This is a genomic window from Planobispora rosea (assembly GCF_014648175.1).
In the GTDB taxonomy this organism is placed as follows: Bacteria; Actinomycetota; Actinomycetes; order Streptosporangiales; family Streptosporangiaceae; genus Planobispora; species Planobispora rosea.
The window spans coordinates 1-23852 of record NZ_BMQP01000014.1 but is presented as its reverse complement, the minus strand read 5'-3'; the positions used below and the strand labels follow the sequence as shown (position 1 = coordinate 23852).

The window sequence follows — 23852 nt, the reverse complement described above, 5'->3', positions numbered from 1 at the left end:
GATCGTCGGAAGGGAGACGGCCGCGAAGGATCCTTCCCAGCTCAGCGGCGCTCTCCGGCCCGGCGGAATCCTCCGGTGCGGAGACGTTCCCAGAATGGTGTCGCCGGTCCGGTGACGCCCTCCGGTGCGCAGGCGCTCTCAGGCGCCGCGGCGGTGCCGGTCGCGGAAGGCGGACAGCAGCCGGTCGCGCACGTCGCCGCGCAGGTCCTCCTCGGAGGGGAGCGCGCCGAGGACGCCGATGACGGCGCGGAACTGGTCGAGGCGGTGTCCGCACTCACCGCAGCAGGCCAGGTGCTGCTCCATCCCCAGCCGTGCCGGCTCATCGAGGGCGTCCTCAAGGTAGACCGTGACGAGTTCCACGACCTCAGCGCACCTGAACCGCTTCACGGCGTCGACCGCCTTATCTCTGTCGGAAGTAAACCGTTTCACTACGCGGGCCGCCCAACCGTCTCGAAATAGGCCTCGATCCGTGCCCGGACCCACGTCCGGGCACGGTGGAGCAGGACCCGCTGGTTGGCCGCGGAGATGTCCAGGATCTCGCAGACCTCCTCCGAGGTGCACCCCTCGACGTCGCGCAGTGTGATCACGATTCGCTGTCTGTCGGGCAGACCGGCGAGGGCCGCCGCGATCTGGCCGCGCACCTCCGAGGCGAGCGCCTCGTCCTCCGGGGTCGGCCAGAGCACGGAGAAGTCCTTCCACGGGCCGGGCGGGACGCCGTCCTCGCCGGAGAAGCGGGAGGAGCCGTCGGACGGCCCGCCCTGCCGCTCGAAGGCGCTGCTCCACGGGATCGCCCGGTTCTCGCGGACGCCGCGTTTCTTGGCCGTGTTGACCAGAATCCGGTGGACCCAGGTCTTGAGCGAGGAACGGCCCTCGAAGCCGTCGATCCCCTCGACCACCGCCAGCCAGGCGTCCTGCACGACCTCCTGCGCGGAGTCGTCGGTGGAGACGTACGCGCGGGCCAGCCGCAGCATCCCCCGCGACCAGGCGTCCAGCAGTGCCGCGAACGCCGCCTCGTCACCGGTGCGCAGCGCGGCGACGACGACGTCGTCCGGGGGCAGCGTGCCACCCGCGAGAGCCACGATCGTTTCCTTCCGTCGGGGACATCGGGGACGCCGGAAACGTCTGCGGCATCGCGGCGCCCCACCGGCCGATCTTGGCACCGCCGTACGACATTTCCGATCCCAGCACCCCGGCCGCCGGATGTCGAGTGGATGTCGAGACGCCGGAGCCGTTCCCCGCGACGGCTCCGGTCCCGTTCTCACAGCGGCCCGCGCCCCCAGGGGCCGCGGATGGCGTAGGTCCGGCCGGGCGGGTCGGCGGCGGCGGTGGAACCGAGGTTGTTGACGAACAGCACCGAGCCGTCGGGGCTGAAGCACGCCCCGGCGAACTCGCTGTCGTCGCTGATGTTGACCGCGAACTCGAACGGCTCCCCGCCGCGCGGGTCCAGGCCGATCAGCCGATTGACGTTGGCCAGCCCCGGGGCCAGGGGGTGCGGGTCGGCGTCGGCGTCGGAGGCGTCGTCCTCGCACAGCACGATGCCGCCTCGTGGCGTGAAGGTCAGATTGTCGGGGGAGTCCAGGGCCCTGCGGCCGGGAGACTCGTAGACCAGCACGAGCGTCCCGCCGCCGCGGCGGCCGGGGACGTACTGCCAGACCTGGCCGTAGCCCTCGACGAACCCGTCGGCGTTGGGCGGGTCGCCGTTCTTGGCGTCACCACCGCTGGTGGAGTTGAAGAACACGCTGCCGTCGCCCCACCAGCAGCCCTCCAGACGGTTGAACTTCGCCCCGCCCTTGGCCAGACCCTGCTGGGCGCAGGTCGGGGCGCCGTTCTCCAGGTCCGGGTCCGGATCGTCGACGCGCACCCACTCCACCGGCAGGCGCGCGCCCATGCGCTGGCCCTCGCGGCAGTCGTAACCGTCCCGGCCCTTGATCTTCAGCATCTCCAGCACGCCGCCGGCGGCCAGGTTCCGCGGGTCCCTGGGCCGGTAGCGGTAGAAGCCGTTGGGTTTGCCGGAGTCGTCCTCGGTCTCGTACACGTAGCCGGTGCGGGGATCGACCGCGACGGCCTCGTGGGAGAAACGCCCCATCGCGGTGAGCGGCATCGAGGCCGCGGGCCTGCCCGGCCTGGGACCGTCGAGGGGGACCTCGAAGATGTAGCCGTGCTTGCGCTGCCAGCCCTGCGCGGGGCCGGCCGTGGTCTCCTCGCAGGTCAGCCAGCCGCGGTTGCCGAACATCCGGCCGCCGGCGCAGTTGACGATCGTGCCGTTGAGGCTGACGAACTGGCGGACCACCTCGCCGCCGCGCAGGTCCACCTCCAGCGTGGTCGTCCCGCCGACGCCGAGCTCGTCGTAGCGGGCCGAGCCGGGAACGTGCACCCGGCCGGTCGGCGACCCCGGCGGGGTACGGACCTCGTGGTTGCGGATCAACCGGGCGGTGTGCCGGCGGGTACCGGGGAAGGCGGCCATGCCGTCGTGGGCGATCGGCGTGAGCGTGCCGTCGTCCATCGGGGTCCCGGTCCTGCCGAGGACGACGTAGGAGAACCCGGCGGGCAGGGCGAGCAGTTCCTCACCGGTGTTGCGGGCCGCCGTACGGCGCAGCTCCCCGTAGCCGATCCTGCCGGGATCGGCCGGCGCGCAGCCCGCCGCGGCCCAGGCGGCGTGCGCCCCGAGCGTGTTGAGCGCCACTCCGCTGGCGAGCGCGCCACCGGTCGTCGCCAGGAAGGATCTTCGGTCGAGGGAAACCATGACGACTCCTCTCAGGGGCCCGAAGCGCCCCAGGTTTGTCCTGACATTATGCTGTCTGGCTGTCCGGTGAACAATCGATGAATGAGGGCTGTCCTGAGCATCCCCGCTGACGGCGGTCGTGTCCATGGCCGCGGTGTGACTCATAAAGGAGTCGAGACTGTCGGGGCGGCCGGATATCTTCGGCGGATCGTGGCCGTGGGTCGGCCGATCGAGGACGGGGCCGGGATGACGGAGGCGGTTGGCGTGCGGGACGTGGAGGCCGTGATCGCGGCGGTGGAGCGGGGTGAACGGGTCAAGTTCCTGATGTTCTGGGGGCACCGGGCACCACGGTCCGGCGGGGTCGGGGCGGGGTGCCTGTCGCAGTGGTGGCCGGCCGACTTCACGGTGGACGGCGTGACCTACCGCACCGCCGAGCACTTCATGATGGCCGAGAAGGCGCGGTTGTTCGGCGACGAGGAGACCGCGGCGGCGGTCGTGGCATCCGGGCATCCCAAGCAGGCCAAGGACCTGGGACGGCGGGTGCGGGGGTTCGACGATGAGGCGTGGACGGCGGCCCGGTCCCGCATCGTGGTGCGGGGCAACCTCGCCAAGTTCGGGCAGCACGCCGCGTTGGAGGAGTTCCTGCTGGGCACGGGAGAACGGGTTCTGGTCGAGGCCAGCCCGGTGGACCGCGTCTGGGGGATCGGGCTGGCGGCCGATGACGAGCGGGCCGGGCGGCCGGAGCTGTGGCAGGGGCTGAACCTGCTCGGATTCGCTTTGATGGAGGTACGGCAGGTGCTGCGGCAGCGGCGCACGGAGAGCGGACGCGGGTGATCCCCGGCCGTGTTCGATCTCCGGCCGCGGAGCGACATCGTTGCGGTTGCCGCCGGTCGCTACAGCGAAAGATCGAACCACAACGGAAGTCATCCTGTCAGACGCTGTCAGGACAGGGCCCACTCGCCTTTCTGCTGGCCGATCGCCGGGCCGAACTGCAACTTCGCCAGCTTCGCCGCGGAGGGCACCTCGAACACGATCACGCCCTTACGGGAGTCGCCCTGGGCGATGTTGACCGCTCCGCCGAATGAAGTCCCCTCCTTGACCTCGGCGAATGTCGGCTGGTGCTGCTGCCCTTCGGCGTCGATCAGTACTCCGCCGATGAGCGGCGAGTCGGTGTAGACCACCGTGCCGGTGTTGTTCAGCGTGAGCTCGACGGCGACGTACCGGTTGCCGTCCTTGGGCTTGAGGAACTCGTTGGTCGGGGTGGCGTTGTCGACGACCCGGTTGACGGTGACGGCGACCTGCACGCCGCTCTGGAATCCGTTGACGGTGACGGTCTCGCCGACCTCGGCGACCTGGGCGGCCTGAGTCTCGGCCGGCTCCTGCGTCGCTGGTGAGTCGCTGGTGTCCGGCTGTGCTTCGAACACGCTCGGCGGGTCATCGGGGAAGGCGCGGAGCCGGTCGTCCGCGGTCGGCGTACTGGTACTGCTCAGGAGCGTGAGGGTGGTGATGACGCCCGCGACGAGGACGAGGGTTATCCCGGCGACGATTGCGACGATGAGCCCGGTGTTGCTCCTCGGCGGCGGGGGCGGCGGCTGGTGGCCGTACCCGTAGGGGTAGCCCGGCGGTGGTTGCTGGGGAGGGTGGGGCGGGCGTGACTGGTCGTATCCGGAGGGCGGCTGCCGGTGGGGCATGGGGCGTGTGTGGGGCTGGCCGTAGGGCTGCTGGGGTGGGTGCTGGCCGTGCGGGGGCTGGCCGCCGGGTGGGGGATAGGTCATGGCATCTCCGGATCGCGGTGGGGCCTATGAGACGCCCGAGTTCTGCGGCCGGTTCACCTGATGGCCGGACCCGGTCGCCCCTTGTTCGTGCCGCCTGCCGTGTCCCCGCGGTAGGCGGCCGGCCTTCCGGGGCCGCGGATCGAGCACGTGAAGGGGCGTTCGGCGCATCTGTTGAACGAGGCCGCCGACTCCCTGGCGAAGATCCCTCAGTGTCGTCCTGCAGATGCCCGGCCTCGTGCTGAGGGCGTGGTCGGCGCGTTCCTTCGCGTCTGGCACGCTCGGCCCGGAGCAGCTGCTTGACGTCAAGGCCCGCAGCGTCTTGTCCGCGGCCACAGCGGGATGCGATCATGTCGAACCTAACTAACACACCACGACACTAGGAGTCAGGGTGGAAAGTTATCCCGGGATCGGCACCCGAATCCGACAGGCCCGACATTACCGGGGCATATCCCAGGAAATCCTCGGCCACCCCGAACTCGGCACGGGCTACATCGCCCGCATCGAGGCCGGCCAGGAGCAGCCGACCAGTCTCGTCCTCCAGCTCCTGGCTGAACGGCTCGGCGTCTCCGTCGCCTACCTGCGCACCGGAGAAGAACCGCTCCGCGGCGGACACCCCCTCGACGACGAGTGGCCCTGACGCCCGTCCCCGACGCAGGAGCCTGGCTCGCGCGCACGGGCGTAAAGGGCGCCCCCAGCAGATCTGCCACGCCCCACAGGATCTGGCTCGCGCGCACGCGCGTAGAGGGCTCCGGAAACTCTGGGAATCGTGGGTGGTGCTCGTGGCGTAGGGGAGGTCTTTGCCGCGGTGGTGTAAGGAGCGGGAGAGTTGGCGATCATCGGTCGGCGTTCTCGGGCCGGGCTGGGGGCCTGGGACCGGGACGTCATGGACGACCTTCGGGTGGCCGGGGAATGTCCGGCTAATGTCCGGCCACCGTCCTGGGACGCGCGCGGCCGCCCAGGCAGGGTGGGGGAGAAAGCCGAACCCGCCCTGATCGGAAAGGACCCATCGTGCGCGCCAAAAGCACCTTCGTCAGGACCGCGCTGCTGGCCGGGGGCCTCATCGTGACAGTTCTCGTCCCCACATCGGCCGCCGCGGCCACATCGGCCACATCGGCCACCACCACCACGACGTCAGGCACCCAGACGGCCTTCGCCTGCGCCACCCCCTGCGACTGGTACTCCGGGTCGGTCTCCACCAGGATCACCGCTCTGAAACTGGCGGAGCAGCGGGCCGTCTATCTCATGCAGATCGGCTACACGATCATGACCACCGAGGCGCAAGCACAGGCGGACGCCTCCTCCTGGAGAGGACACGTGCGCTACCACGGCTGATCCGAGGTCAACCCCCGCCTCCGTACGGAGGGCTCCGTGTCCGCGCTCACCGGTAGCCGTGGACGAACGCGCCCTTCTCGGTGACGGTGATCGGTGTCCGGACCCGGGTGGCGGCCGCAGAGGCGGCCTCGGACGGGACGCATCGGCCGATCAGGTAGTCGCGGACCGCGCGCTCGTCGGGAAGGGTGATCAGCGGCGCGTCCCAGCGCTCGGTCTCGGCCCGGCCGAAGACCTCCGCCACCAGCCGGGGCGCGTCCTCGGCGTCGAAGCTCGACGGCTCCGGCCGCCAGACGTGGGCCGGTTCGGGGGAGTCCAGGCGGCTGGGGGAGGCGGTGACGAACACCCCGCCCGGAGCCGGCACGCGATGGGCCTCGCCGATGGCGTCGACCGGGTCGTCGAGGTGGTGGAGCACGTTCACCGCCAGGGCCGCGTCGAGCGTGAACCGGCGCTGATCGCGGTGCTGGAGGCGGCCGGATTCGCCGAGCGGCCCTGCGCCTTTTCGCCGCCCGGCGAGTGTTCTTCCACCGGGGATGCGAACCGCATGAGCGAGATCTTCATGATATGGCCTGGCTGCGTGCGACTTTTGGGTTGTGACCTACTTTGATCAATAAATCCAATTATTGATCGATAAAGCTGGTGATGCCGTGACTGTGTGGATTTGTGTGGCGATATTCGGCATCTAGGCACGCACTTCCAGATCATGTTATATGGAGGTGGATGTTGGTTCAGGACTAGACCGCACGCCGGAGCGTCTACGCTGACCGCACGGTTCCGACCATGCTCTGGCAGGGAGGACCGGGCGCCGTGACGCTGATTCTTGATGGCGTTGGCGTACGGCAGCGTGGAGAGATCTGGCTGGACGATATCAACCTCGAATTCCCGGCCGGAATGACGGTTCTCATCGGCCCGCTGGCAGCGGGGAAGACGACGCTGATGCGCGTCGCGGCGGGACTGCTCCCGCCCACGTCCGGGCGTGTCCTCGTCAACGGGAAAGACGTCACGTCGATTTCCGTACGGAGAAGATCCGTGGCCTTCGTCTACCAGCAGTTCATCAACTACCCCTCGTTGTCGGTGTACGAGAACATCGCCTCCCCGCTCCGCCTGGACCCCTCCTTCCCGAGAGGGGAGATCGACCGGCGGGTGCGCGAGGTGGCCGGGCTCATGGGCATCGGGGAACTGCTCGGGCGCAGGCCCGCGGAGCTGTCCGGCGGCCAGCAGCAGCGCACGGCCATCGCCCGGGCACTGGCCCGGCCCGCCGACGTGCTGCTGCTGGACGAACCGCTCGCGAACCTCGACTACAAGCTCCGGGAGCAGTTGCGCGCCGATCTGAAGGACAGGTTCGCGGACTCGCCGGGCGTGGTCCTGTACTCCACCGCCGATCCGGCCGAGGCGCTGGCCTTCGCGGCGCCGGCGGTGGTCCTGGGCCAGGGCCGGGTCCAGCACACCGGCGACGTGGCGGACATGTACGACCGGCCGCCGACGCTGGCCGTCGCCGCGACCCTCAGCGACCCGCCGCTGAACCTCCTGCCGGGCGTCGTGCGCGACGGCAGGATCGAGTGCCTCGGGGCCTCGTTCCCGGCGCCCGGCGCGCAGGGCTCCGGCCGTCACGTCGTCCTCGGGGTCCGCCCCCACCAGGTGACCATCGAGCGGACCGGCCCCGGAGGACTGGAGTTCCCCGCGGAGATCCGGCTCGCGGAGGTGACGGGGAGCACGACGTTCCTCCACCTGCTCCTGCCCGGACGGCGGCACCTCGTCGCCCAGCTGCCCGGGACCCAGCTGTTCACTCCGGGGGAGCCGGCGACGGCCTACGTGGACCCCGCGCACGTCTTCGTCTTCGACGAGGCCGGCGGGAGCCTGCCGGCCGCGTCGGCGGCGGAGGTGGATCTGCATGGCTGACATCCGCCTGGAGGGTGTGTCCCACAGCTATGACGGAGGCCGTACCTGGGCGCTGAAGCCGATGACGTGGACCTGGCGGAGCAACCGGGCCTACGCGCTGCTCGGGCCGAGCGGATGCGGCAAGACCACGCTCCTGAACATCATCTCGGGCCTGATCTCGCCGACGACGGGGCGGATCTGGCTCGGCGACCGCGAGGTCACCTCGGTGCCGACCGCGGGCCGCAACATCGCCCAGGTCTTCCAGTTCCCGGTCCTGTACGAGCAGATGTCGGTGTACGACAACCTCGCCTTCCCGCTGCGCAACCGCGGGTATCCCCGCGCGGAGGTCGACCGGAGGGTCCGTACGGTGTCGCAGCTGCTCGGGCTGGACGGCCACCTCGGGCGCAGGTCGCGGCGGCTGGACCCGGGACGGCAGCAGATCGTCTGCCTGGGCCGCGGGCTGGTCCGCCCCGACGTCGCGGCGGTGCTGCTCGACGAGCCCCTCACCGTGATCGATCCGGCGCTGAAATGGACGCTGCGCAGCAAGCTCAAGGAGATCCACCGCGACACCGGTCACACGCTCGTCTACGTCACCCACGACCAGACCGAGGCCCTGACCTTCGCCGACGAGGTGGTGGTCCTCAAGGACGGGGAGATCGTGCAGGCCGGCGAGCCGACCGAGCTGTTCCTGGCGCCCGCCCACGAGTTCGTCGGCCACTTCATCGGCTCGCCCGGGATGAACGTGGTGCCCGCCGAGATCACCGGCGGCGTGGTCAGGGTCGGCGGGGCGGTCGTCGGGCGCGCCGCGGGCGACGGCGGCGACCTCCCGCCGGGCCCGGTGCGGATCGGTGTCCGGCCGGAGTTCGTCCGGATCGTCCCCGGGCGGGACGCTCCCGGATGGGGCGGTCCTGAAACGGACACAGCTGGACGGGATGCCCCCGGGTGGGACGGGCCGGGCCGGGACGCCGGGGCGCGGGCGGCCCCGGGACTTCAGGCGCGGATCACCGGGGTGGACCGCATGGGCTCCTACCACCTCGTGCACGCCCGGGTGGACGGTCACACCCTCGTCTCCAAGACCGGCCCCGGCTCCCGGCACGAGCCCGGCGCCGTCGCCTTCTTCCGCTTCGATCCCGGCCGGGCGTTCCTGTTCCGGGACGAGGTCCGGTGCGGATCGCTGGCGCCCCTCGGAGGCTCCCTCGAACAACCCCTCGAAGGGCCCCTCGAAGGAGCCCGCGGGAGATCTCCGGAAGGGAGGCAGGGAGCGTGACAGGCAAGGGCGCCGAGGAGCTCGCCCCGGCGGGCGCGACCGTCGCCGGCGGGCAGGTGGCCGGGGAGATCCTCACCGGCGACGTCCTCGCGGGCGCCGCCCGGGAGGCGCCCGGCGAGCAGGACGCCTCCCGGGCGGACAGCAGGACGAAGAACAACCGGGCCTGGTTCCTGGTGCTCCCGGTCGTGGTGTCGGTCGCCTTCACCGCGGTGATCCCGCTGATGACGGTCGTCAACTTCTCCGTCCAGGACATCTTCAGCCCCACCGACCGGATCTTCGTGGGGCTGGACTGGTTCCGGAGCGTCACCCGCGATCCCGAGATCCGCGCAGCCCTCCTGCGGACCCTGCTGTTCTCGGCCCAGGTGCTGCTGCTGGAGATCCCGCTCGGCGTGGCGCTGGCGGTGTCGATGCCGCGCCGCGGGGCGGGGGTGTCGGTGGCCCTGGTCCTGGTCGCGCTGCCGCTGCTCATCCCGTGGAACGTGGTGGGCACCATCTGGCAGATCTTCGCGCGCGGCGACATCGGGCTGGGCGGCTGGACGATCAACAACGTCCTGGGCGTCAACTTCAACTACACCCTGGACTCCACCGACGCCTGGATCACGGTCCTGCTCATGGACGTCTGGCACTGGACCCCGCTGGTGGCGCTGCTGGCCTACGCGGGCCTGCGGTCGATCCCGGAGCCGTACTTCCAGGCCGCGCAGATCGACGGGGCCTCCGCCTGGGCGACCTTCCGCCACATCCAGCTGCCCCGCCTGCGCGGCGTGCTGACGATCGCGATCCTGCTGCGCTTCATGGACAGCTTCATGATCTACACCGAGCCGTTCGTGGTGACCGGAGGCGGCCCCGGGAACGCCACGTCGTTCCTGAGCATCCTGCTGTCGAAGATCGCCGTCGGCCAGTTCGACCTGGGACCGGCGGGCGCCTTCTCCCTGCTGTACTTCCTCATCGTGCAGATCGTCTCGTACGTCTTCTTCACCGTGCTCACCAGGACGGGGAGGTGAGCACGGTGGCCGGAGAAGGGAGGCGGACGGAACCGGTCGCGGTGGCGGCCAAGGCCCGGCGGCAGCTCCCGTGGGCCCGGACGGTGTTCTGGTTGTACGCCGCGACGCTCATGCTCCCCCTGCTGTGGATGTTCGGCATGTCCATCCGGCCGAACGAGGACATCCTCGGCAGCTTCTCGCTGTTCCCGCAGCGGGTGACGTTCGACAACTACCAGACGTTCTTCACCGACCCCGTGTGGTACTCGAGCTACCTGAACTCGATCGTCTACACGTCCATGAACGCGGTCATGTCGCTGATCGTGGCGCTCCCGGCGGCCTACGCCTTCTCCCGGTTCCGGTTCGCCGGGGACAAGCACCTGTTCTTCTGGCTGCTGACCAACCGCATGGCCCCGCCCGCGGTGTTCCTGCTGCCGTTCTTCCAGATCTACCAGAGCGTCGGGCTGTTCGACACGCACCTCGGGGTCGCCATCGCGCACATGCTGTTCAACGTCCCGCTCGCCGTCTGGATCCTGGAGGGCTTCATGTCGGGGATCCCGCGCGAGATCGACGAGACCGCGGCGATCGACGGATACTCCCTGCCGCGGTTCTTCATCCGCATCTTCCTGCCGCTGATCCGCTCCGCGATCGGGGTCACCGCGTTCTTCTGCTTCATGTTCAGCTGGGTCGAGCTGCTCATCGCCAGGACGATCACCTCGGTCAACGCCAAGCCGATCGCCGCCACCATGACGCGGACCGTGAGCGCGGCCGGGGTCGACTGGGGACTGCTCGCGGCGGCGGGCGTGCTGACGATCATCCCGGGAGCGGTCGTCATCTGGTTCGTCCGCAACTACATCGCCAAGGGGTTCGCCCTCGGGAGGGTCTGACCGTGTTCGAGTGGATGGTGTGGACCCTGCCCACGGCCCTGGTGTTCGTCGGGCTGGCCCTGCTGCTGGCCGGGATGGCGGTCTGGGCCAGGATCTCGCCGCCGGTGGCGCGGCGCGGCTTCCTGCGGATCGAGACCGACCGGGGCGACCGGCTGTACATCGGCCTGATCAGCGCGGCGGTCGTGCTCACCGTGTGGATCGCCGTCACCGACCTGTCGATGTGGCTGGCGCTGGCGTGCGCTCTGCTGACGGCGCTGGTGATCGGCAGATGGGGATGACCTGAGAGACAACGCCGGCCTGAGAGGAGCCAGACGATGTCGTTACCACTCAAGAGAACACTCAGGAGGCGGGCGGTCGTCGTCCTGTCCGTTCTCGGGCTGCTGACGGCGGCGGCGTGCGCGCAGGACGACGAGGGGGGAAGGCCCGCCGGCGAGTTCAACGAGGCGAACGCCAAGGCGGCGGCGGAGCGCTGGGTCACCCGGGAGTTCACCCCGAGCACGCTCTCCCGGGACCAGCAGCTCGCGGAGATGGACTGGTTCATGAAGGCGGCCGCGCCGTACCGGGGAATGGAGATCAACGTCGTCTCCGAGACCATCACCACGCACGAGTACGAGTCGCAGCAGCTCGCCAAGGCGTTCTCCGAGATCACCGGGATCAGGCTCAAGCACGACCTGATCCAGGAGGGGGACGTCATCGAGAAACTCCAGACCCAGATCCAGGGCGACCAGAACATCTACGACGCCTACGTCAACGACTCCGACCTCATCGGCACCCACTCCCGCGGCGACTACGTGTTCCCGCTCTCGGACTACATGGCCGGCGAGGGCAGGGCGGTGACGTCGCCCACGCTCGACATCGACGATTTCATCGGCATCAGCTTCACCACCGGGCCGGACAAGAAGGTCTACCAGCTCCCCGACCAGCAGTTCGCGAACCTCTACTGGTTCCGCTACGACTGGTTCACCGACGAGAAGATCAAGAAGCAGTTCAGGGACGCCTACGGGTACGAGCTCGGCGTGCCGGTCAACTGGGCCGCCTACGAGGACATCGCCGACTTCTTCACCAACAAGGTGAACGGCAACGGCACCGTCGACGGCAAGAAGGTCTACGGCCACATGGACTACGGGCGCAAGGACCCGTCCCTGGGCTGGCGCTTCACCGACGCCTGGCTGTCCATGGCCGGCAACGGCGACCCCGGCATCCCCAACGGGCTGCCGGTGGACGACTGGGGCATCAGGGTGGAGGACTGCCGGCCGGTCGGCTCGTCGGTGAGCCGCGGCGGCGACACCAACGGCCCGGCGGCGGTGTACGCGCTGACCAAGTACGTGGACTGGCTGAAGCGGTTCGCGCCGAAGGAGGCGGCCGGGATGAACTTCAGCGAGGCCGGCCCGGTCCCGGCGCAGGGCAACATCGCCCAGCAGATCTTCTGGTACACCGCGTTCACCGCCGACATGACCAAGCAAGGACTGCCGGTCGTCAACGAGGACGGCACGCCGAAGTGGCGCATGGCGCCCAGCCCGCACGGCGCGTACTGGAAGGACGGCAACAAGCTGGGCTACCAGGACGCCGGCTCGTGGACCCTGCTCAAGAACACCCCCAAGGAACGCCGGGCCGCGGCGTGGCTGTACGCCCAGTTCGTCACGTCCAAGACGGTCTCGCTGAAGAAGTCCATCGTGGGACTGACCTTCATCCGGGACTCCGACGTCAGGAGCGACTACTTCTCGGACAACGCCGCCAAGTACGGCGGGCTGATCGAGTTCTACCGCTCGCCCGCCCGGGTGCAGTGGACCCCGACCGGGACCAACGTGCCCGACTACCCGAGACTGGCCCAGCTGTGGTGGCAGAACGTCGCCACCGCGGTGACCGGGGAGACCACGCCCCAGCAGTCGATGGACAACCTCGCCAAGCAGCAGGACGACATCCTCTCCCGGCTGGAGCGCCGCGGGTACGGCGGTGACTGCGCGCCCAAGCTGAACCCCGAGCAGGACCCGCAGTACTGGCTGGACCAGCCGGGCGCCCCGGTGCCCAAGCTCGCCGACGAGCGGGGCAAGCCGGAGACGCTCGACTACGACGAACTGATCGCGCAGTGGAAGAGCGCGGACTGAGGCTTTCCGCGTGGGCTGAGGCTTTCCGCGTGGGCTGAGGCTTTCCCGCGTGGAGTGAGGTTTCCCCAGGCGGGGTGAGGTCTCCCGGTGCGGGCCGTCTTCCCCGGCGGCCCGCGCCGCTGTTCTTGCGGGGTCCCGCCGGGCGGTGTCCTGTTATGTCCGGGACCAGTTGGGCATCGAGGGGTGGTAGGGAAAACCGCAGGCAGGAATGGTCATGAACAAGAGAGCACCGCAGGGGACGGCTCCTCGGACCGAGGAGGACAGGGAGCGGGAGAAGGCGAGGGAGGAGTACAAGGGCACCACCTTCGATCCCGAGCTGCACAACATGGGCGGGGACGTCGGTCCCGCGTCGATCCGCGGCTCCAACGCCAAGCCGGGCGGGCGCCCGTACGACGACGCCGAGCCCAAGAGCGGCTGGTCCGAGCCCATGGGATACATGGCCGGCCGCGACGACGAGTCGCCGGCGACGGCGGGTTCGGACGAGAAGTCGGTGGGGGCGCGGACGGACGAGATAGAGGGCCACACCGAGACGATCGCCGGACCGAGCCCGCATCCCATGCCCGCCGGGACGGACGGTCCCCGCGGCACCCCGGAGGACGCCGCCCGCCGGGCGAGGGGACCGGTGGAGGGCGGCCCGGACGACGACGGGCCCCGGCCGAGCCGCACCGCCCCGTCCACGGGCGGGCACGTGGGAGCCGACCTGGACTGGGTCGCCTCCGACGAGGACGACCCGGACGGAGGGTCGGGCCGGACGGCGGAGGGGGACGGCGGTTACCTCCCCGGCGAGGCGACCGGCCGCCCCGGCAGGTGAGTCCGGGCCCGGCCGGATGGGGTGACGGGATCGGAACCCCGGGAGCGGACGCCGACACGGGCGCCCGTGTGGTTGAGTGATGGTATGACCGGTCTGGGGGATGATTTCACCAGCCCGATCGAGGGCGGTGCGATTCCGGATCGTGCTGACGACGCCGATTTCGCCGTGACCTTCCCGGTGGTGGCGCTGATCGCCTCCGCCGGCGGGCTCGACGCCCTGTCACGGGTGCTGGGGCCGTTGCCCGCGGAGCTGCCGGCGGCCGTACTGGTCGTCCTGCACCAGGACCCGGCCAACCCCGGTCAGCGGCTGGCGGCCATTCTGGCCCGGCGGACCAAGCTGAGCCTCCAGGTCGCCGCCGACGACGACGTGCTGCGGCCCGGCCTGGTCCTGGTGATCCCGCCGGGCCGGCACCTGCTGATCACCTCTCAGTCCCGGATCGGACTGATCGAGGCCGGGCCCCTGCCGCCGTCCCGGCCCTCGGCCGACCTGCTGCTGGCCACCCTGGCGGTCACCTGCGGTCCGCGCGCGCTGGCCGTCGTCCTGACCGGGATGGGCCATGACGGCCAGGCCGGGGTGCGCGCCATCGCGCATTGCGGCGGCACCGTCATCGCCCAGGACCAGGCCACCTCCCGGTTCTTCTCGATGCCGTCGGCGGCCATCGCCACCCGGCAGGTCAGTCAGGTCCTCGCCCTGGACGACATCGCAACCGCGATCATCGCCCACACCGCCGCGGCGCCCTGACACCGAACGCCGGCGAGCGCCGGTCCGCCGCTTCGCCCGGTGGCGGCTCAGCCGACGATGACTTTTTCCTCGGGCAGTTCATAGCGGCGGGTGCGGTCGCGCAGGGCCAAGGCGGAAAACAGGGTGGCCGGGCCGACCCGGCCGGCGAACATCAACGCCGCGACGAGCAGCTGCCCGGCCGCGGTGAGATCGGCGGTGATCCCGGTCGACAACCCCACCGTGGCGATAGCCGAGACCACCTCGAACACCACCCGATCCAGGCCGTGCGGGGTCAGCGCGAGCAACGCATAAGTACTGGCGATGACCAACCCCACGCCCAGCAGGGCGATGGCCAGTGCCTGGCGCTGCACGGCGGCGGCCAGGCGGCGGTGGCCGACGTTGACCTGGGTCTCACCGCGCAGCTCGGCCCACAGAACGTAGGCCAGCACGGCGAAGGTGGTGACCTTGATGCCGCCGGCGGTGCCGGCGCTGCCGCCGCCAATGAACATCAACACATCGGTGGCCATCCAGCTGGTCGGGTACATGCCGGCGATATCCAGGCTGTTGAATCCGGCGGTGCGGGGCATCACCCCAGTGAAGAAGCCTGCCAGCAGCTTGCCGCCGGTACCCATCGGCCCCAGGGTCCTGGGATTGGCCCACTCGGTGATGGTGAAGATCAGGAAACCCACGATGAGCAGGACCAGGGTGGTGACGACGGTGATGCGGGTCAGCACCGACCACCGGCTCGGATGGCGCCAGGAGCGATGCAGCTCGAAAATGACCGGAAAGCCCAAGCCGCCGATGATGACCGCACCCGCGATCGGCAGGCAGATCCATCCATCGGTGGCAAAGCGCATCAGGTTGTCGGGCAGGAGCCCGAAGCCGGCGTTGTTGAACGCCGAGATCGCATGGAAGATGCCCCAGTAGACGGCTCGGCCGAACGGCTGGCCGTAGCCGAGGGCGAAGCGGGCACTCAGCACCGCGGCGGTGAGCGCCTCAGTGGTCAGGCTGAACAGGACCACCTTGACGATCACCCGGCGCAGGTCGCTCATCGCCAAGGCCTTGGTCTCGGCCTGAGCCCACATCCGGGCGCGCAGCCCGATCCGACCGGAGATCATCATCGCGAACAGGGTGGCCAGGGTCATGATGCCCAGACCACCGGCCTGGATCAACAGCAAGATGACGGCCTCGCCGAAGACCGACCAGTGACCGGCGGTGTCGACGACCACCAGCCCGGTCACGCACACCGCCGAGATCGCGGTGAACAGCGCATCGATCCACCGGGTCGCGGTGCCGGACTCACTGGCCCACGGGCTGGCCAGCGCCACGGTGCCAAGCGCCGCGGCGACGGCGAACGCGGACACGATGATCTGAGCCGGATGCTGGAAGCGCTCCAGCAGCACTCGAGAGGCGAAACCGCGCATTGATCGGACCATCCTGTCGCTTGAGGCGCGCCTGGGCATCGGCGCGGTGATGACGACCCAAAAGTCGATCTTGATAGGTGGGGTTCAGATCGCGGACGGCGGCTCAGCCGACATGGACGAGAGGGCGCCGGACGGGGTCCGGCTCGGCCTGCCGCAGCACCTCGCGGGTCAGCGGCGGGATGTCACCGCCGCCGAAGACCAGATAGCGCAGCAGCGCGCCGATCGGGTTGCCCTCGGCGGCCCAGTGGTAGTAGACGTGCGGCGTCTTGCCGGTCTCATCGCGCAGATACAGCAGCAGCGCGGCGATGGAGTTGGCGATGGTCGGGCTCTCCATGCGCAGGACGCGGAAACCGTGCCGTTCCTCGCCGACGACCCGCAGCTCGCTTTCGAACTCCGAGGCGTCCGGGACGGTCACCTCCAGGAAGATCAGCCCTTCGGCGGTGCGCAGCCGGTGCAGCTCCCAGGCCTCACGGGCCTTGTCGACGTACTCCTTGCAGTCCCGGGCGTGCGGCTCGTTGGCGATCAGGTGGATCTCCCCGGCCTCGTTGATGAAGCGCCGGGCGGCGTCGTCCAGGCTGATGCGGGTGACGCGCAGCTCGGTGGAGCGGGTGGCCCGGGAGACCAGCGAGGTGATCACGATGGCCAGCACGAACAGCAGCGCGATCACCAGGCCGTCGGGCCGCTCGATGATGTTGGCCACGGTGGCGTAGGCGAAGATCAGGCTGATGACGCCGGAGGGAACCGCGGCCCGGCGGCGGCCCGCGGTCCAGGCCGACAGGGTGACCGCGACCGCCGCCGACAGGATCAGCGCCAGCACGCCGGTGGCGTAGGCGCCGCCCTGGGATTCGACGTCGGCGTTGAAGAACAGCGTGATGGCGAAGGAGACGGCGGTGAAGACCAGCACCATCGGCCGGGTGGCGCGCGACCAGTCCGGGGCCATGCCGTAGCGGGGCAGATACCGGGGCACGATGTTGAGCAGTCCGGCCAGCGCCGAGGCGCCGGCGAACCACAGGATGGCGATCGTGGAGACGTCGTAGGCGGTGCCGAACCAGTCGCCGAGGAACTCGTGCGCGAGATACGCCAGGGCACGGCCGTTGGCCTTGCCGCCCTCGGCGAACTCCTCGTGCGGGATCAGCACGGTGGTGGCGAAGCTGGAGGTGATCAAAAAGCCGCTCATGATGAGCGCGGCGGTGGTCAGCAGCTTCCTGGCCCCCGCGACGCGCCGCGCCGGATCCCCCTTGACCAGGGGCATCACCGCCACGCCGGTCTCGAAGCCGGACAGCCCCAGGGCGAGTTTCGGCATGACGTACAAGGAGACGGCGATCATCGCGATCGGGCTGGTGTGTTCAGTGGTCAGCGTGGTGTGCCAGCGACCGACCAGGGCGGGTTCGGTGAGCACGTGCTCGACCGCGACGCCGACGACGACGACGTTCAGTGCCAGGTAGAGCGCGACCAGCACCACGGCGATGGAGATGGCCTCGCCGAACCCGAGCAGGAACACCCCGCCCAGCGCGGCGATCAGCACCAGGGTGACCGGTACCTGCCAGCCGGTGAGGGCCTCGGGCACGAACGGGTTGTGCAGCACGTGCGCGGTGGCGTCGGCGGCCGACAGGGTGATCGTCACGATGAACGCGGTGGCGACGAACCCGAGCAGGAACAGCACCAGCAGCTTGCCGCGCCAGCCGGGCAGCAGGTTCTCCAGCATCGACAGCGAGCCCAGCCCGTTGGGGCTCTCCCTGGCGACCGCCCGGTAGGTGGGCAGCGCCCCGAACAGTGTCAGCGCCACCAGCAGCAGCGTGGCGACCGGGCTGAGCGCCCCGGCGGCCAGCGCGGCGATGCCGGGCTGGTAGCCCAGGGTGGAGAAGTAGTCCACACCGGTCAGGCACATCACCTGCCACCAGGAGTGCTGGTGGCCCGGCGCCTCCTCGTGGTGCGGGCCGGTGGTCCTGGCGTCGCTGCGCGGCAGGCCGTGCAGCAGCCAGCCGCGCAGCGCGGACTCGGCGCGCGCGGATCCGGTCCTCTGCGGGGTCGATGTGTTCATCGCGGCCCATCCTCCGTGGTCGATGTCACTCGCCGGGGCGGGTGTGTGCGGGTGTGTGCGGGTGTGTGCGGTGCGCATGGCGCGTTCCCTTCCGCGGCCGGCGCCGGGCACGGCGGCGGTCGCCGGCCGGCGGGAACACCGTCCGGCGGCGCGGGCCGGGCCTTAAGGCGCGAACCGGTAGCCCATGCCGGGCTCGGTGATCAGATGGGCCGGCCGGGCGGGGTCGGGCTCCAGCTTCCGCCGCAGCTGGGCCATGTACTGGCGCAGGTAGTGGGTCTCCTTGGCGTATCCCGCCCCCCACACCTCGGTGAGCATCTGCCGCTGGCTGATCAGCCTGCCCGGGTTGCGCAGCAGCAGCTCCAGCAGGCGCCACTCGGTGGGGGTCAGCCGCACGTCGCCGGAGACCGTCTTGGCGGCCAGGTCGACCGTGCGCTCGCCGATCCGGATCTGCGCCGGCTGCGCCTCGTGCGGTGCGGCGCGCCGGGTGACGGCCCGGATGCGGGCCAGCAGCTCTTCGATGTCGAACGGTTTGGTGACGTAGTCGTCGGCGCCGGCGTCCAAGGCGTCGATCTTGTCCTGGCTGCCCGCCCGGCCCGACAGCACCACGATCGGCACCGACGTCCAGCCGCGCAGGCCGCAGACCACCTCCACCCCGTCGATGTCGGGCAGGCCCAGGTCCAGCACGATCAGGTCGGGACGGAACTGCGCGGCCTGGCGCAGGGCGGAGCCGCCGTCACCGGCCAGGGCGACCTCGTAGTGGCGGGCGACCAGGTTGATGCGCAGCGCTCGCAGCAGCTGCGGCTCGTCGTCGACGATCAGGACGCGGGTCACGGGCCCTCCCCGGTGGGCGCGTCCTCCGCCGACGGGAGGACGCGCATGGAAACGATCATGGTGAGCCCGCCGCCGGGGGTCTCGTCGGGGACCAGGGTGCCGCCCATGGCCTCGGTGAGCCCGCGCGCGAGCGCCAGGCCCAGCCCGACACCGGTGTGGTTGTCCCGGTCGCCCAGCCGCTGGAAGGGCAGGAAGACCTGCTCGCGGGCCGCGTACGGGATGCCGGGGCCGCGGTCGATCACACGGATCTCCACGCGGTCACCGTGCCTGCTGGCGGTGATCAGGGCTTTCTGATCCGGTGGGCTGTGGCGGGCCGCGTTCGACAGCAGGTTGACCAGTACGCGTTCCAGCAGGGCCGCATCGGCGACGATCTCGGGCAGATCCAGCGGGACGTCACCCCTGACGCGGTCGCGCAGCGGGCCCAGGGCGTCGACGGAGCGCGGCACGATCTCCTCCAGTGCCACGGGGTGCAGGGCCAGGCCGAGTACACCGGCCTGCAGGCGGCTCATGTCGAGCAGGTTGGCCACCAGGCGGTCCAGCATGGCCAGGGACTCGGCGGCGGTGGCCAGGAGTTCGGCGCGATCGTGCTCCGACCAGGCGATCTCGGTGCTGCGCAGGCTGTCGACGGAGGCCTTGGCCGAGGCGAGCGGGGTGCGCAGGTCGTGGCTGACGGCGGCCAGCAGGGCGGTGCGCATCCTGTCGGCCTCGGCCAGTGGTCTGGCCTGCTCGGCCTCGTGCTGGAGGCGCTCCTGGCGCAGGGCGACGGCGGCCTCGGTAGCGAACGCCTCCAGGACCCGGCGGTCGGAAGCCTCCAGCAGCCGCCCGCGGACCGCCAGCACCAGGGAGGCGTCGATGACCACGTCGGTGTCGGCGGCGGCCGGGCAGGCGCAGGGCGGACCGCCGGAGGTGGCCAGGATGCGCCAGGCCTCGGGATCGGCGCGGTCCTCGGGGCCCGGCTCGCCGACGCGTTCCAGGAGGGTGACCGAGGTCAGCGCGAAGGTCTCCCGCAGCCGGGCCAGCAGGGAGACCAGCGCGGCCTGGCCGCGCAGCACGTGCCCGGCCAGTGTGGACAACACCTCGGCCTCGGCGCCGGCGCGGGCGGCCTCGGCGGTACGGCGGGCGGCCAGGTCGACGACGGCGCTAACGGTGATCGCGACCAGCACGAACACGGTGAGCGCGAGCAGGTTGTCGGCATCGGCCACGAACAGGGTGTGCAGGGGCGGTGTGAAGAACCAGTTGAGCAGGGCGAAGCCGCCCACGGCGGCGGTGATCGCCGGCCACCTGCCGCCGACCAGCGCCACACCGGCGACCATCAGCAGGAACAGCAGGATCCGGCTGGACATGCTCACCGCCCCGCCCAGCAGGACGAGGAGGGCGGCCAGGGCGGGCAGGCCGAGCGCGGTCAGGCCCCATCCGGCCATCCGCCGGATCCGGGAGAGCCCGGCACGCGAGCGCCACGGGCGCCGCCGGCCGGTGGCGGTCTCCCCGTGGGTGACCATGTGCACGTCGATGGAGCCCGACAGCGCGATGATCTCCGTACCGACACCGCGGGAGAGCACCTGGGCCAGCCGGCCGCGGCGGGAGGCGCCCACCACCAGCTGGGTGGCGTTGACGCCGCGGGCGAAGTCCAGCAGCGCCCGCGGGACGTCCTGTCCCACCACCTGGTGGTAGGAACCGCCCAGGGCCTCGACCAGGGCGCGCTGGCGGGCCAGGTGCGCCGGGCTGGCGTCGCTCAGACCGCCGCCCGCCCGGGTGACGTGCACCGCCAGCAGATCGGCGCCGCTGCTCCGGCCGGCGACGCGGGCCGCCCGCCTGATCAGCGTGTCGCCCTCCGGACCGCCGGTCAGCGCGACCACGACCCGCTCGCGTACCTCCCAGGTTCCGGCGATGCCGTGCTCGGCGCGGTAGTGCTCCAGCTGCTCGTCGACCTTTCCCGCCACCCACAACAGCGCCAGCTGCCGCAGCGCGGTCAGGTTCCCCTCGCGGAAGTAGCTCGAGAGCGCGGCGTCGATCTCCTCCGGAGCGTAGATGTTCCCGTGCGCCAGACGGCGACGCAGCGCCTGGGGGGTCATGTCGACCAGCTCGACCTGGTCGGCCCGCCGTACGACCTCGTCCGGCACGGTTTCGCGCTGCGTCACCCCGGTGATCCGCCGCACCACGTCGGTGAGCGACTCCAGGTGGTGGATGTTGACGGTGGAGACGACGTCGATGCCGGCCTCCAGGATCTGTTCGATGTCCTGCCAGCGCTTGGCGTTCCTCGACCCCGGAGCGTTGGTGTGGGCGAGCTCGTCGACCAGGGCGACTCCCGGCCGGCGGGCGATGACCGCCTCGGTGTCCATCTCGGTGAAGCTCTCGCCCCGGTGGAACAGGATCCTGCGGGGGACGACCTCCATGCCGTCCAGGAGAGCGGCGGTGCGGGCACGGCCGTGGGTCTCCACCAGGCCCACGACCACGTCCCGGCCGCGTTCCATCCCCCGCAGCCCCTCCTCCAGCATGGCGAAGGTCTTGCCGACCCCCGGAGCCGCGCCCAGGTAGACCCGCAGCCGCCCCTGTGGCATGCCGACCACCGTTCCCCGATCCCGAAAACACCCCGAGACCCTCCATGAGGGTCAAAAACCATGAAATATCGACAGCCGGTGGTTTCCCTGCATCTTGACGCTTTCCCTACGCCGCCGGCCGGGTTGTTGACGCGTTCCATACGCGTCTGTTCGAGGTGTGCCCTGCCCCGCCGAGGCGGCCCGCCTCTGCATAGGAATTGATTTATATAAGTTCTCACTACTATTTTGATGGCGTGCACGCGTTCACCGTGCTCGGCGATCCTGTCCGCCGCAGGATCCTCGAGCTGCTCGCCGACGGAGAGATGACCTCGGGCGAGGTGTGCGAGGTCATCCAGCGGGAGTTCGGCATCTCCCAGCCCGCCGTCTCCCAGCATCTCAAGGTGCTGCGGGAGAGCGGCTTCGCGGTGGTGCGCCCGGAGGGGACCCGGCGCCTCTACGCGGTGAACTCCGGACCGCTGCGCGAGGTCGACGTGTGGCTCGATCGTTTCCGGCGCTTCTGGACCCCCCATCTGGACGCGCTGGCGACGGAGCTGGCCAGGGGCAGGCGGGAGCGCCGTCTGCGCGACTCCGGGGACGACCCGGAGCGGAAGGGGAAGAGTTGATGATCGACGTCACCCACCAGATCAACGCCGTCCGGCGGAAGGTCGGGACGCGCGTGCTGGAGGCGGGGGAGGCGCGCACCGTGACCGTCAGCCGGACCTACGACGCCCCCGTCGAGGACGTCTGGGACGCCTGCACCAACCCCGAGCGCATTCCCCGCTGGCTCATGCCCGTCTCGGGCGAGCTCCGGCCCGGCGGCCGCTACCAGCTCCACGGCAACGCGGGCGGGAAGGTCGAGCGTTGCGACCCGCCCACGAGCTTCGCCGCCACCTGGGAGTACGGCGGAGAGGTCAGCTGGATCGAGGTCCGGCTGGCCCCCGACGCCGAGGGCGGAACGCGGCTGGTGCTGGAGCACATCGCCCACGTGGACGACGTCCGGTGGGCCGAGTTCGGCCCCGGCGCGGTCGGCATCGGCTGGGACCAGATGCTCCTGGGGCTCGACGCCCACCTGTCCTCCGGGGCCGGGATGACCCCGCAGGAGGCCGAGGCCTGGGGCGCCTCCGAGGAGGGCAGGCGGTTCGTGGCGCTCAGCAGTCAGCGGTGGTGCGAGGCGAACATCGCGGCGGGCGCCGACGAGGCCGCCGCGCGGGCCGCCGCGGCCCGCACCACGGCCTTCTACACCGACGTCCCCGAATCCTGACCGGGTACGGCTACCGCAGCAGGGGAAGCCTGCCGGTGAGCCGTTCCACGTCCGCGCGAGGACCGAGCAGGCTCACCGCGAGGTAGGTCAGGTCCTCGCTCCCGGTGCGGGCCAGTTCGCCCAGGTAGTCGCCGTAGACGGTGGTCCGCTGGGCGATCGTGGCCATGTCGGTGACCACCAGGTCCGGTACGGCCGCCGCCTCCTCCCCGACCCGGCGCAGGACGGCGGCGGGGGCGGCCAGCACCGTGCACCCGGTCCAGGGCAGCCCCGAGTGCGCGCGGCCCGAGGCGTCGGCGCCGTCCGCGCCCAGGATCGCCGGTACGGCGTTGCCGACGGCCGCGGCCAGGCAGGCCGCGGCGTTGGCCTGCAGCCCGCGCGGCAGATCCCGGTCGATCACGATCACCCACTTCACCGGCAGCTCCCGGGTGGGCAGGTCGGGCCGGTAGTCGAGGCCGGTCGCCCAGTTGTCCAGAACGGTCATACACGTGCTCCTTCCTCCGAACTTCAGGAAGGAATCTCGCATCTGGACCGCTGGAATCTCAATGCGAGGCACCGAATTCCGAAGGAAATTCGGAATGTCATGGCACGATGCGTCCATGGACGAAGTTGATGCGGCCATCCTCGCCGAACTGCAGCGCGACGGCCGGCAGACCAACCGCGAGCTCGCCGAGCGCATCGGCGTGGCCGCCTCCACCTGCCTGGAGCGGGTGCGTTCCCTGCGGAACAGGGGAGTGATCGAGGGCTTCCACGCCGAGGTCAACCTCGGCGCCATCGGCCGCCCGGTCCAGGCGCTCATCCACGTCCGGCTCCATCCGAAGATCCGGGAGTCGGTGGAGGCGTTCCGCGACTACGTCACCGCCCTGCCCGAGACCCTCGCGGTCTTCGTGGTGTCCGGCGGCGACGACTTCATCATCCAGGTGGCCGTACGGGACACCGGCCACCTGCGTGACTTCGTCCTCGACCACGTCGCCCGGCACCGCACCATCGCCGACGTCCGTACCTCCCTGGTCTACGACCACATCCGCAAGACCTCGGTGGAGGAGCTCCCGCCGGAGCGGCCGGGCGCGCCCCGCAGGGGGCGCCGCAGATGACCGTCCGCGATCGGACCCGGAACCGGACCCGGACCCGGATCGTTTTCCCGCCGGACGTTCCGGCCGGGCGCGGTCAGGCCCGGTCCGCCGGCGCGGACGGCCGGTCGCCGGCCGCAGCGCGGGCGGCCAGCAGGGAGGCGTGGGTGGGCGCGTCGGGAACGTGGGCGGGCCTGAGCGCGGCGAACTCCTTGCGCAG

At 70.6% G+C, this 23852-nt stretch carries 25 protein-coding genes; 14 read left to right on the top strand and 11 right to left on the bottom strand.

The window, feature by feature from the left end; all coding sequences use genetic code 11:
- Nucleotides 1-138: 138 nt before the first annotated feature.
- The 3 genes from IEZ08_RS15875 to IEZ08_RS15865 all read right to left on the bottom strand — a co-directional run bounded on the left by IEZ08_RS15875 (nt 139) and on the right by IEZ08_RS15865 (nt 2743).
- Nucleotides 139-360: a zf-HC2 domain-containing protein gene (locus IEZ08_RS15875; protein WP_229803149.1), complete on the bottom strand. Its 222-nt coding sequence runs from the start codon at nt 358-360 to the stop codon at nt 139-141.
- 68 nt (nt 361-428) lie between these two features.
- Nucleotides 429-1079, bottom strand: a complete 651-nt coding sequence (locus IEZ08_RS15870) for an RNA polymerase sigma factor (RefSeq protein WP_229803148.1) — start codon at nt 1077-1079, stop codon at nt 429-431.
- 179 nt (nt 1080-1258) lie between these two features.
- Complete coding sequence (locus IEZ08_RS15865) at nt 1259-2743, bottom strand: alkaline phosphatase PhoX (protein ID WP_068923323.1); 1485 nt, start codon at nt 2741-2743, stop codon at nt 1259-1261.
- A gap of 225 nt (nt 2744-2968) precedes the next feature.
- Between IEZ08_RS15865 and ybiA the strand changes: the two genes are divergently transcribed.
- Nucleotides 2969-3556, top strand: coding sequence for a riboflavin biosynthesis intermediates N-glycosidase (ybiA, locus tag IEZ08_RS15860; RefSeq protein WP_189242385.1), 588 nt, complete (start codon nt 2969-2971; stop codon nt 3554-3556).
- Between the two features lie 107 nt (nt 3557-3663).
- Here the strand turns inward: ybiA and IEZ08_RS15855 are convergent, their stop codons facing one another.
- On the bottom strand, nt 3664-4497 hold the full coding sequence (locus IEZ08_RS15855) for a DUF4352 domain-containing protein (protein WP_141703935.1): 834 nt from the start codon (nt 4495-4497) through the stop codon (nt 3664-3666).
- A gap of 388 nt (nt 4498-4885) precedes the next feature.
- Here IEZ08_RS15855 and IEZ08_RS15850 point away from each other — a divergent pair, with 388 nt between their 5' ends.
- Entirely contained in the window at nt 4886-5134 is a 249-nt protein-coding gene (locus IEZ08_RS15850) for a helix-turn-helix domain-containing protein (RefSeq protein WP_084780053.1), read from the top strand.
- A 371-nt stretch (nt 5135-5505) separates the two neighbouring features.
- Nucleotides 5506-5829 carry a hypothetical protein gene (locus tag IEZ08_RS15845; protein WP_068923326.1) on the top strand — a complete coding sequence of 108 codons (324 nt, stop codon included), beginning with the start codon at nt 5506-5508 and terminating at the stop codon, nt 5827-5829.
- A gap of 46 nt (nt 5830-5875) precedes the next feature.
- On the opposite strand, the gene IEZ08_RS15840 is transcribed toward IEZ08_RS15845, so the two are convergent.
- Both IEZ08_RS15840 and IEZ08_RS15835 read right to left on the bottom strand, forming a co-directional pair.
- Nucleotides 5876-6247 carry a class I SAM-dependent methyltransferase gene (locus IEZ08_RS15840; RefSeq protein WP_189242384.1) on the bottom strand — a complete coding sequence of 124 codons (372 nt, stop codon included), beginning with the start codon at nt 6245-6247 and terminating at the stop codon, nt 5876-5878.
- Nucleotides 6244-6387: a hypothetical protein gene (locus tag IEZ08_RS15835; protein WP_176728479.1), complete on the bottom strand. Its 144-nt coding sequence runs from the start codon at nt 6385-6387 to the stop codon at nt 6244-6246. Before IEZ08_RS15835 ends, IEZ08_RS15840 begins: the two co-directional genes overlap by 4 nt.
- A gap of 246 nt (nt 6388-6633) precedes the next feature.
- Between IEZ08_RS15835 and IEZ08_RS15830 the strand changes: the two genes are divergently transcribed.
- The 8 genes from IEZ08_RS15830 (at nt 6634) to IEZ08_RS15795 (ending at nt 14492) form a co-directional block, all read left to right on the top strand.
- Complete coding sequence (locus IEZ08_RS15830) at nt 6634-7725, top strand: ABC transporter ATP-binding protein (protein WP_203863398.1); 1092 nt, start codon at nt 6634-6636, stop codon at nt 7723-7725.
- Entirely contained in the window at nt 7718-8971 is a 1254-nt protein-coding gene (locus IEZ08_RS15825; protein ID WP_189242382.1) for an ABC transporter ATP-binding protein, read from the top strand. Before IEZ08_RS15830 ends, IEZ08_RS15825 begins: the two co-directional genes overlap by 8 nt.
- Entirely contained in the window at nt 8968-9972 is a 1005-nt protein-coding gene (locus IEZ08_RS15820; RefSeq protein ID WP_203863397.1) for a carbohydrate ABC transporter permease, read from the top strand. The genes IEZ08_RS15825 and IEZ08_RS15820 overlap by 4 nt, the downstream gene beginning before the upstream one ends.
- Complete coding sequence (locus IEZ08_RS15815) at nt 9969-10835, top strand: carbohydrate ABC transporter permease (RefSeq protein WP_218061707.1); 867 nt, start codon at nt 9969-9971, stop codon at nt 10833-10835. Before IEZ08_RS15820 ends, IEZ08_RS15815 begins: the two co-directional genes overlap by 4 nt.
- A gap of 2 nt (nt 10836-10837) precedes the next feature.
- The gene (locus IEZ08_RS15810) at nt 10838-11113 is read left to right on the top strand and encodes a DUF2160 domain-containing protein (RefSeq protein WP_203863396.1); all 276 of its coding nucleotides are present in this window, start codon (nt 10838-10840) and stop codon (nt 11111-11113) included.
- Between the two features lie 36 nt (nt 11114-11149).
- A complete protein-coding gene (locus IEZ08_RS15805) occupies nt 11150-12940 on the top strand; it encodes an ABC transporter substrate-binding protein (protein ID WP_189242381.1) in 1791 nt (596 codons plus the stop codon).
- Between the two features lie 214 nt (nt 12941-13154).
- Entirely contained in the window at nt 13155-13751 is a 597-nt protein-coding gene (locus IEZ08_RS15800; protein WP_068923329.1) for a hypothetical protein, read from the top strand.
- A gap of 84 nt (nt 13752-13835) precedes the next feature.
- Nucleotides 13836-14492 (top strand): chemotaxis protein CheB, encoded by a 657-nt coding sequence (locus tag IEZ08_RS15795; protein WP_084780055.1) that lies wholly within the window; start codon nt 13836-13838, stop codon nt 14490-14492.
- A 47-nt stretch (nt 14493-14539) separates the two neighbouring features.
- Here IEZ08_RS15795 and IEZ08_RS15790 read toward each other — a convergent pair whose 3' ends face one another.
- From IEZ08_RS15790 to IEZ08_RS15775, 4 genes are all read right to left on the bottom strand, one after another.
- On the bottom strand, nt 14540-15895 hold the full coding sequence (locus IEZ08_RS15790; RefSeq protein ID WP_068923330.1) for a TrkH family potassium uptake protein: 1356 nt from the start codon (nt 15893-15895) through the stop codon (nt 14540-14542).
- A 103-nt stretch (nt 15896-15998) separates the two neighbouring features.
- Complete coding sequence (locus tag IEZ08_RS15785; RefSeq protein WP_068923331.1) at nt 15999-17936, bottom strand: APC family permease; 1938 nt, start codon at nt 17934-17936, stop codon at nt 15999-16001.
- Nucleotides 17937-18098: 162 nt separating this feature from the next.
- Complete coding sequence (locus tag IEZ08_RS15780) at nt 18099-18767, bottom strand: response regulator (RefSeq protein WP_189242380.1); 669 nt, start codon at nt 18765-18767, stop codon at nt 18099-18101.
- Entirely contained in the window at nt 18764-21325 is a 2562-nt protein-coding gene (locus IEZ08_RS15775) for a DUF4118 domain-containing protein (RefSeq protein ID WP_068928760.1), read from the bottom strand. The genes IEZ08_RS15780 and IEZ08_RS15775 overlap by 4 nt, the downstream gene beginning before the upstream one ends.
- Before the next feature lie 233 nt (nt 21326-21558).
- Here IEZ08_RS15775 and IEZ08_RS15770 point away from each other — a divergent pair, with 233 nt between their 5' ends.
- Entirely contained in the window at nt 21559-21927 is a 369-nt protein-coding gene (locus tag IEZ08_RS15770) for an ArsR/SmtB family transcription factor (protein WP_068923333.1), read from the top strand.
- On the top strand, nt 21927-22565 hold the full coding sequence (locus tag IEZ08_RS15765; protein ID WP_068923334.1) for an SRPBCC family protein: 639 nt from the start codon (nt 21927-21929) through the stop codon (nt 22563-22565). Before IEZ08_RS15770 ends, IEZ08_RS15765 begins: the two co-directional genes overlap by 1 nt.
- Nucleotides 22566-22575: 10 nt before the next feature.
- On the opposite strand, the gene IEZ08_RS15760 is transcribed toward IEZ08_RS15765, so the two are convergent.
- Nucleotides 22576-23046 carry a DUF2000 domain-containing protein gene (locus tag IEZ08_RS15760; protein ID WP_068923335.1) on the bottom strand — a complete coding sequence of 157 codons (471 nt, stop codon included), beginning with the start codon at nt 23044-23046 and terminating at the stop codon, nt 22576-22578.
- Nucleotides 23047-23161: 115 nt separating this feature from the next.
- Here IEZ08_RS15760 and IEZ08_RS15755 point away from each other — a divergent pair, with 115 nt between their 5' ends.
- The gene (locus IEZ08_RS15755) at nt 23162-23656 is read left to right on the top strand and encodes an Lrp/AsnC family transcriptional regulator (protein WP_068923336.1); all 495 of its coding nucleotides are present in this window, start codon (nt 23162-23164) and stop codon (nt 23654-23656) included.
- Nucleotides 23657-23852 lie beyond the last annotated feature (196 nt).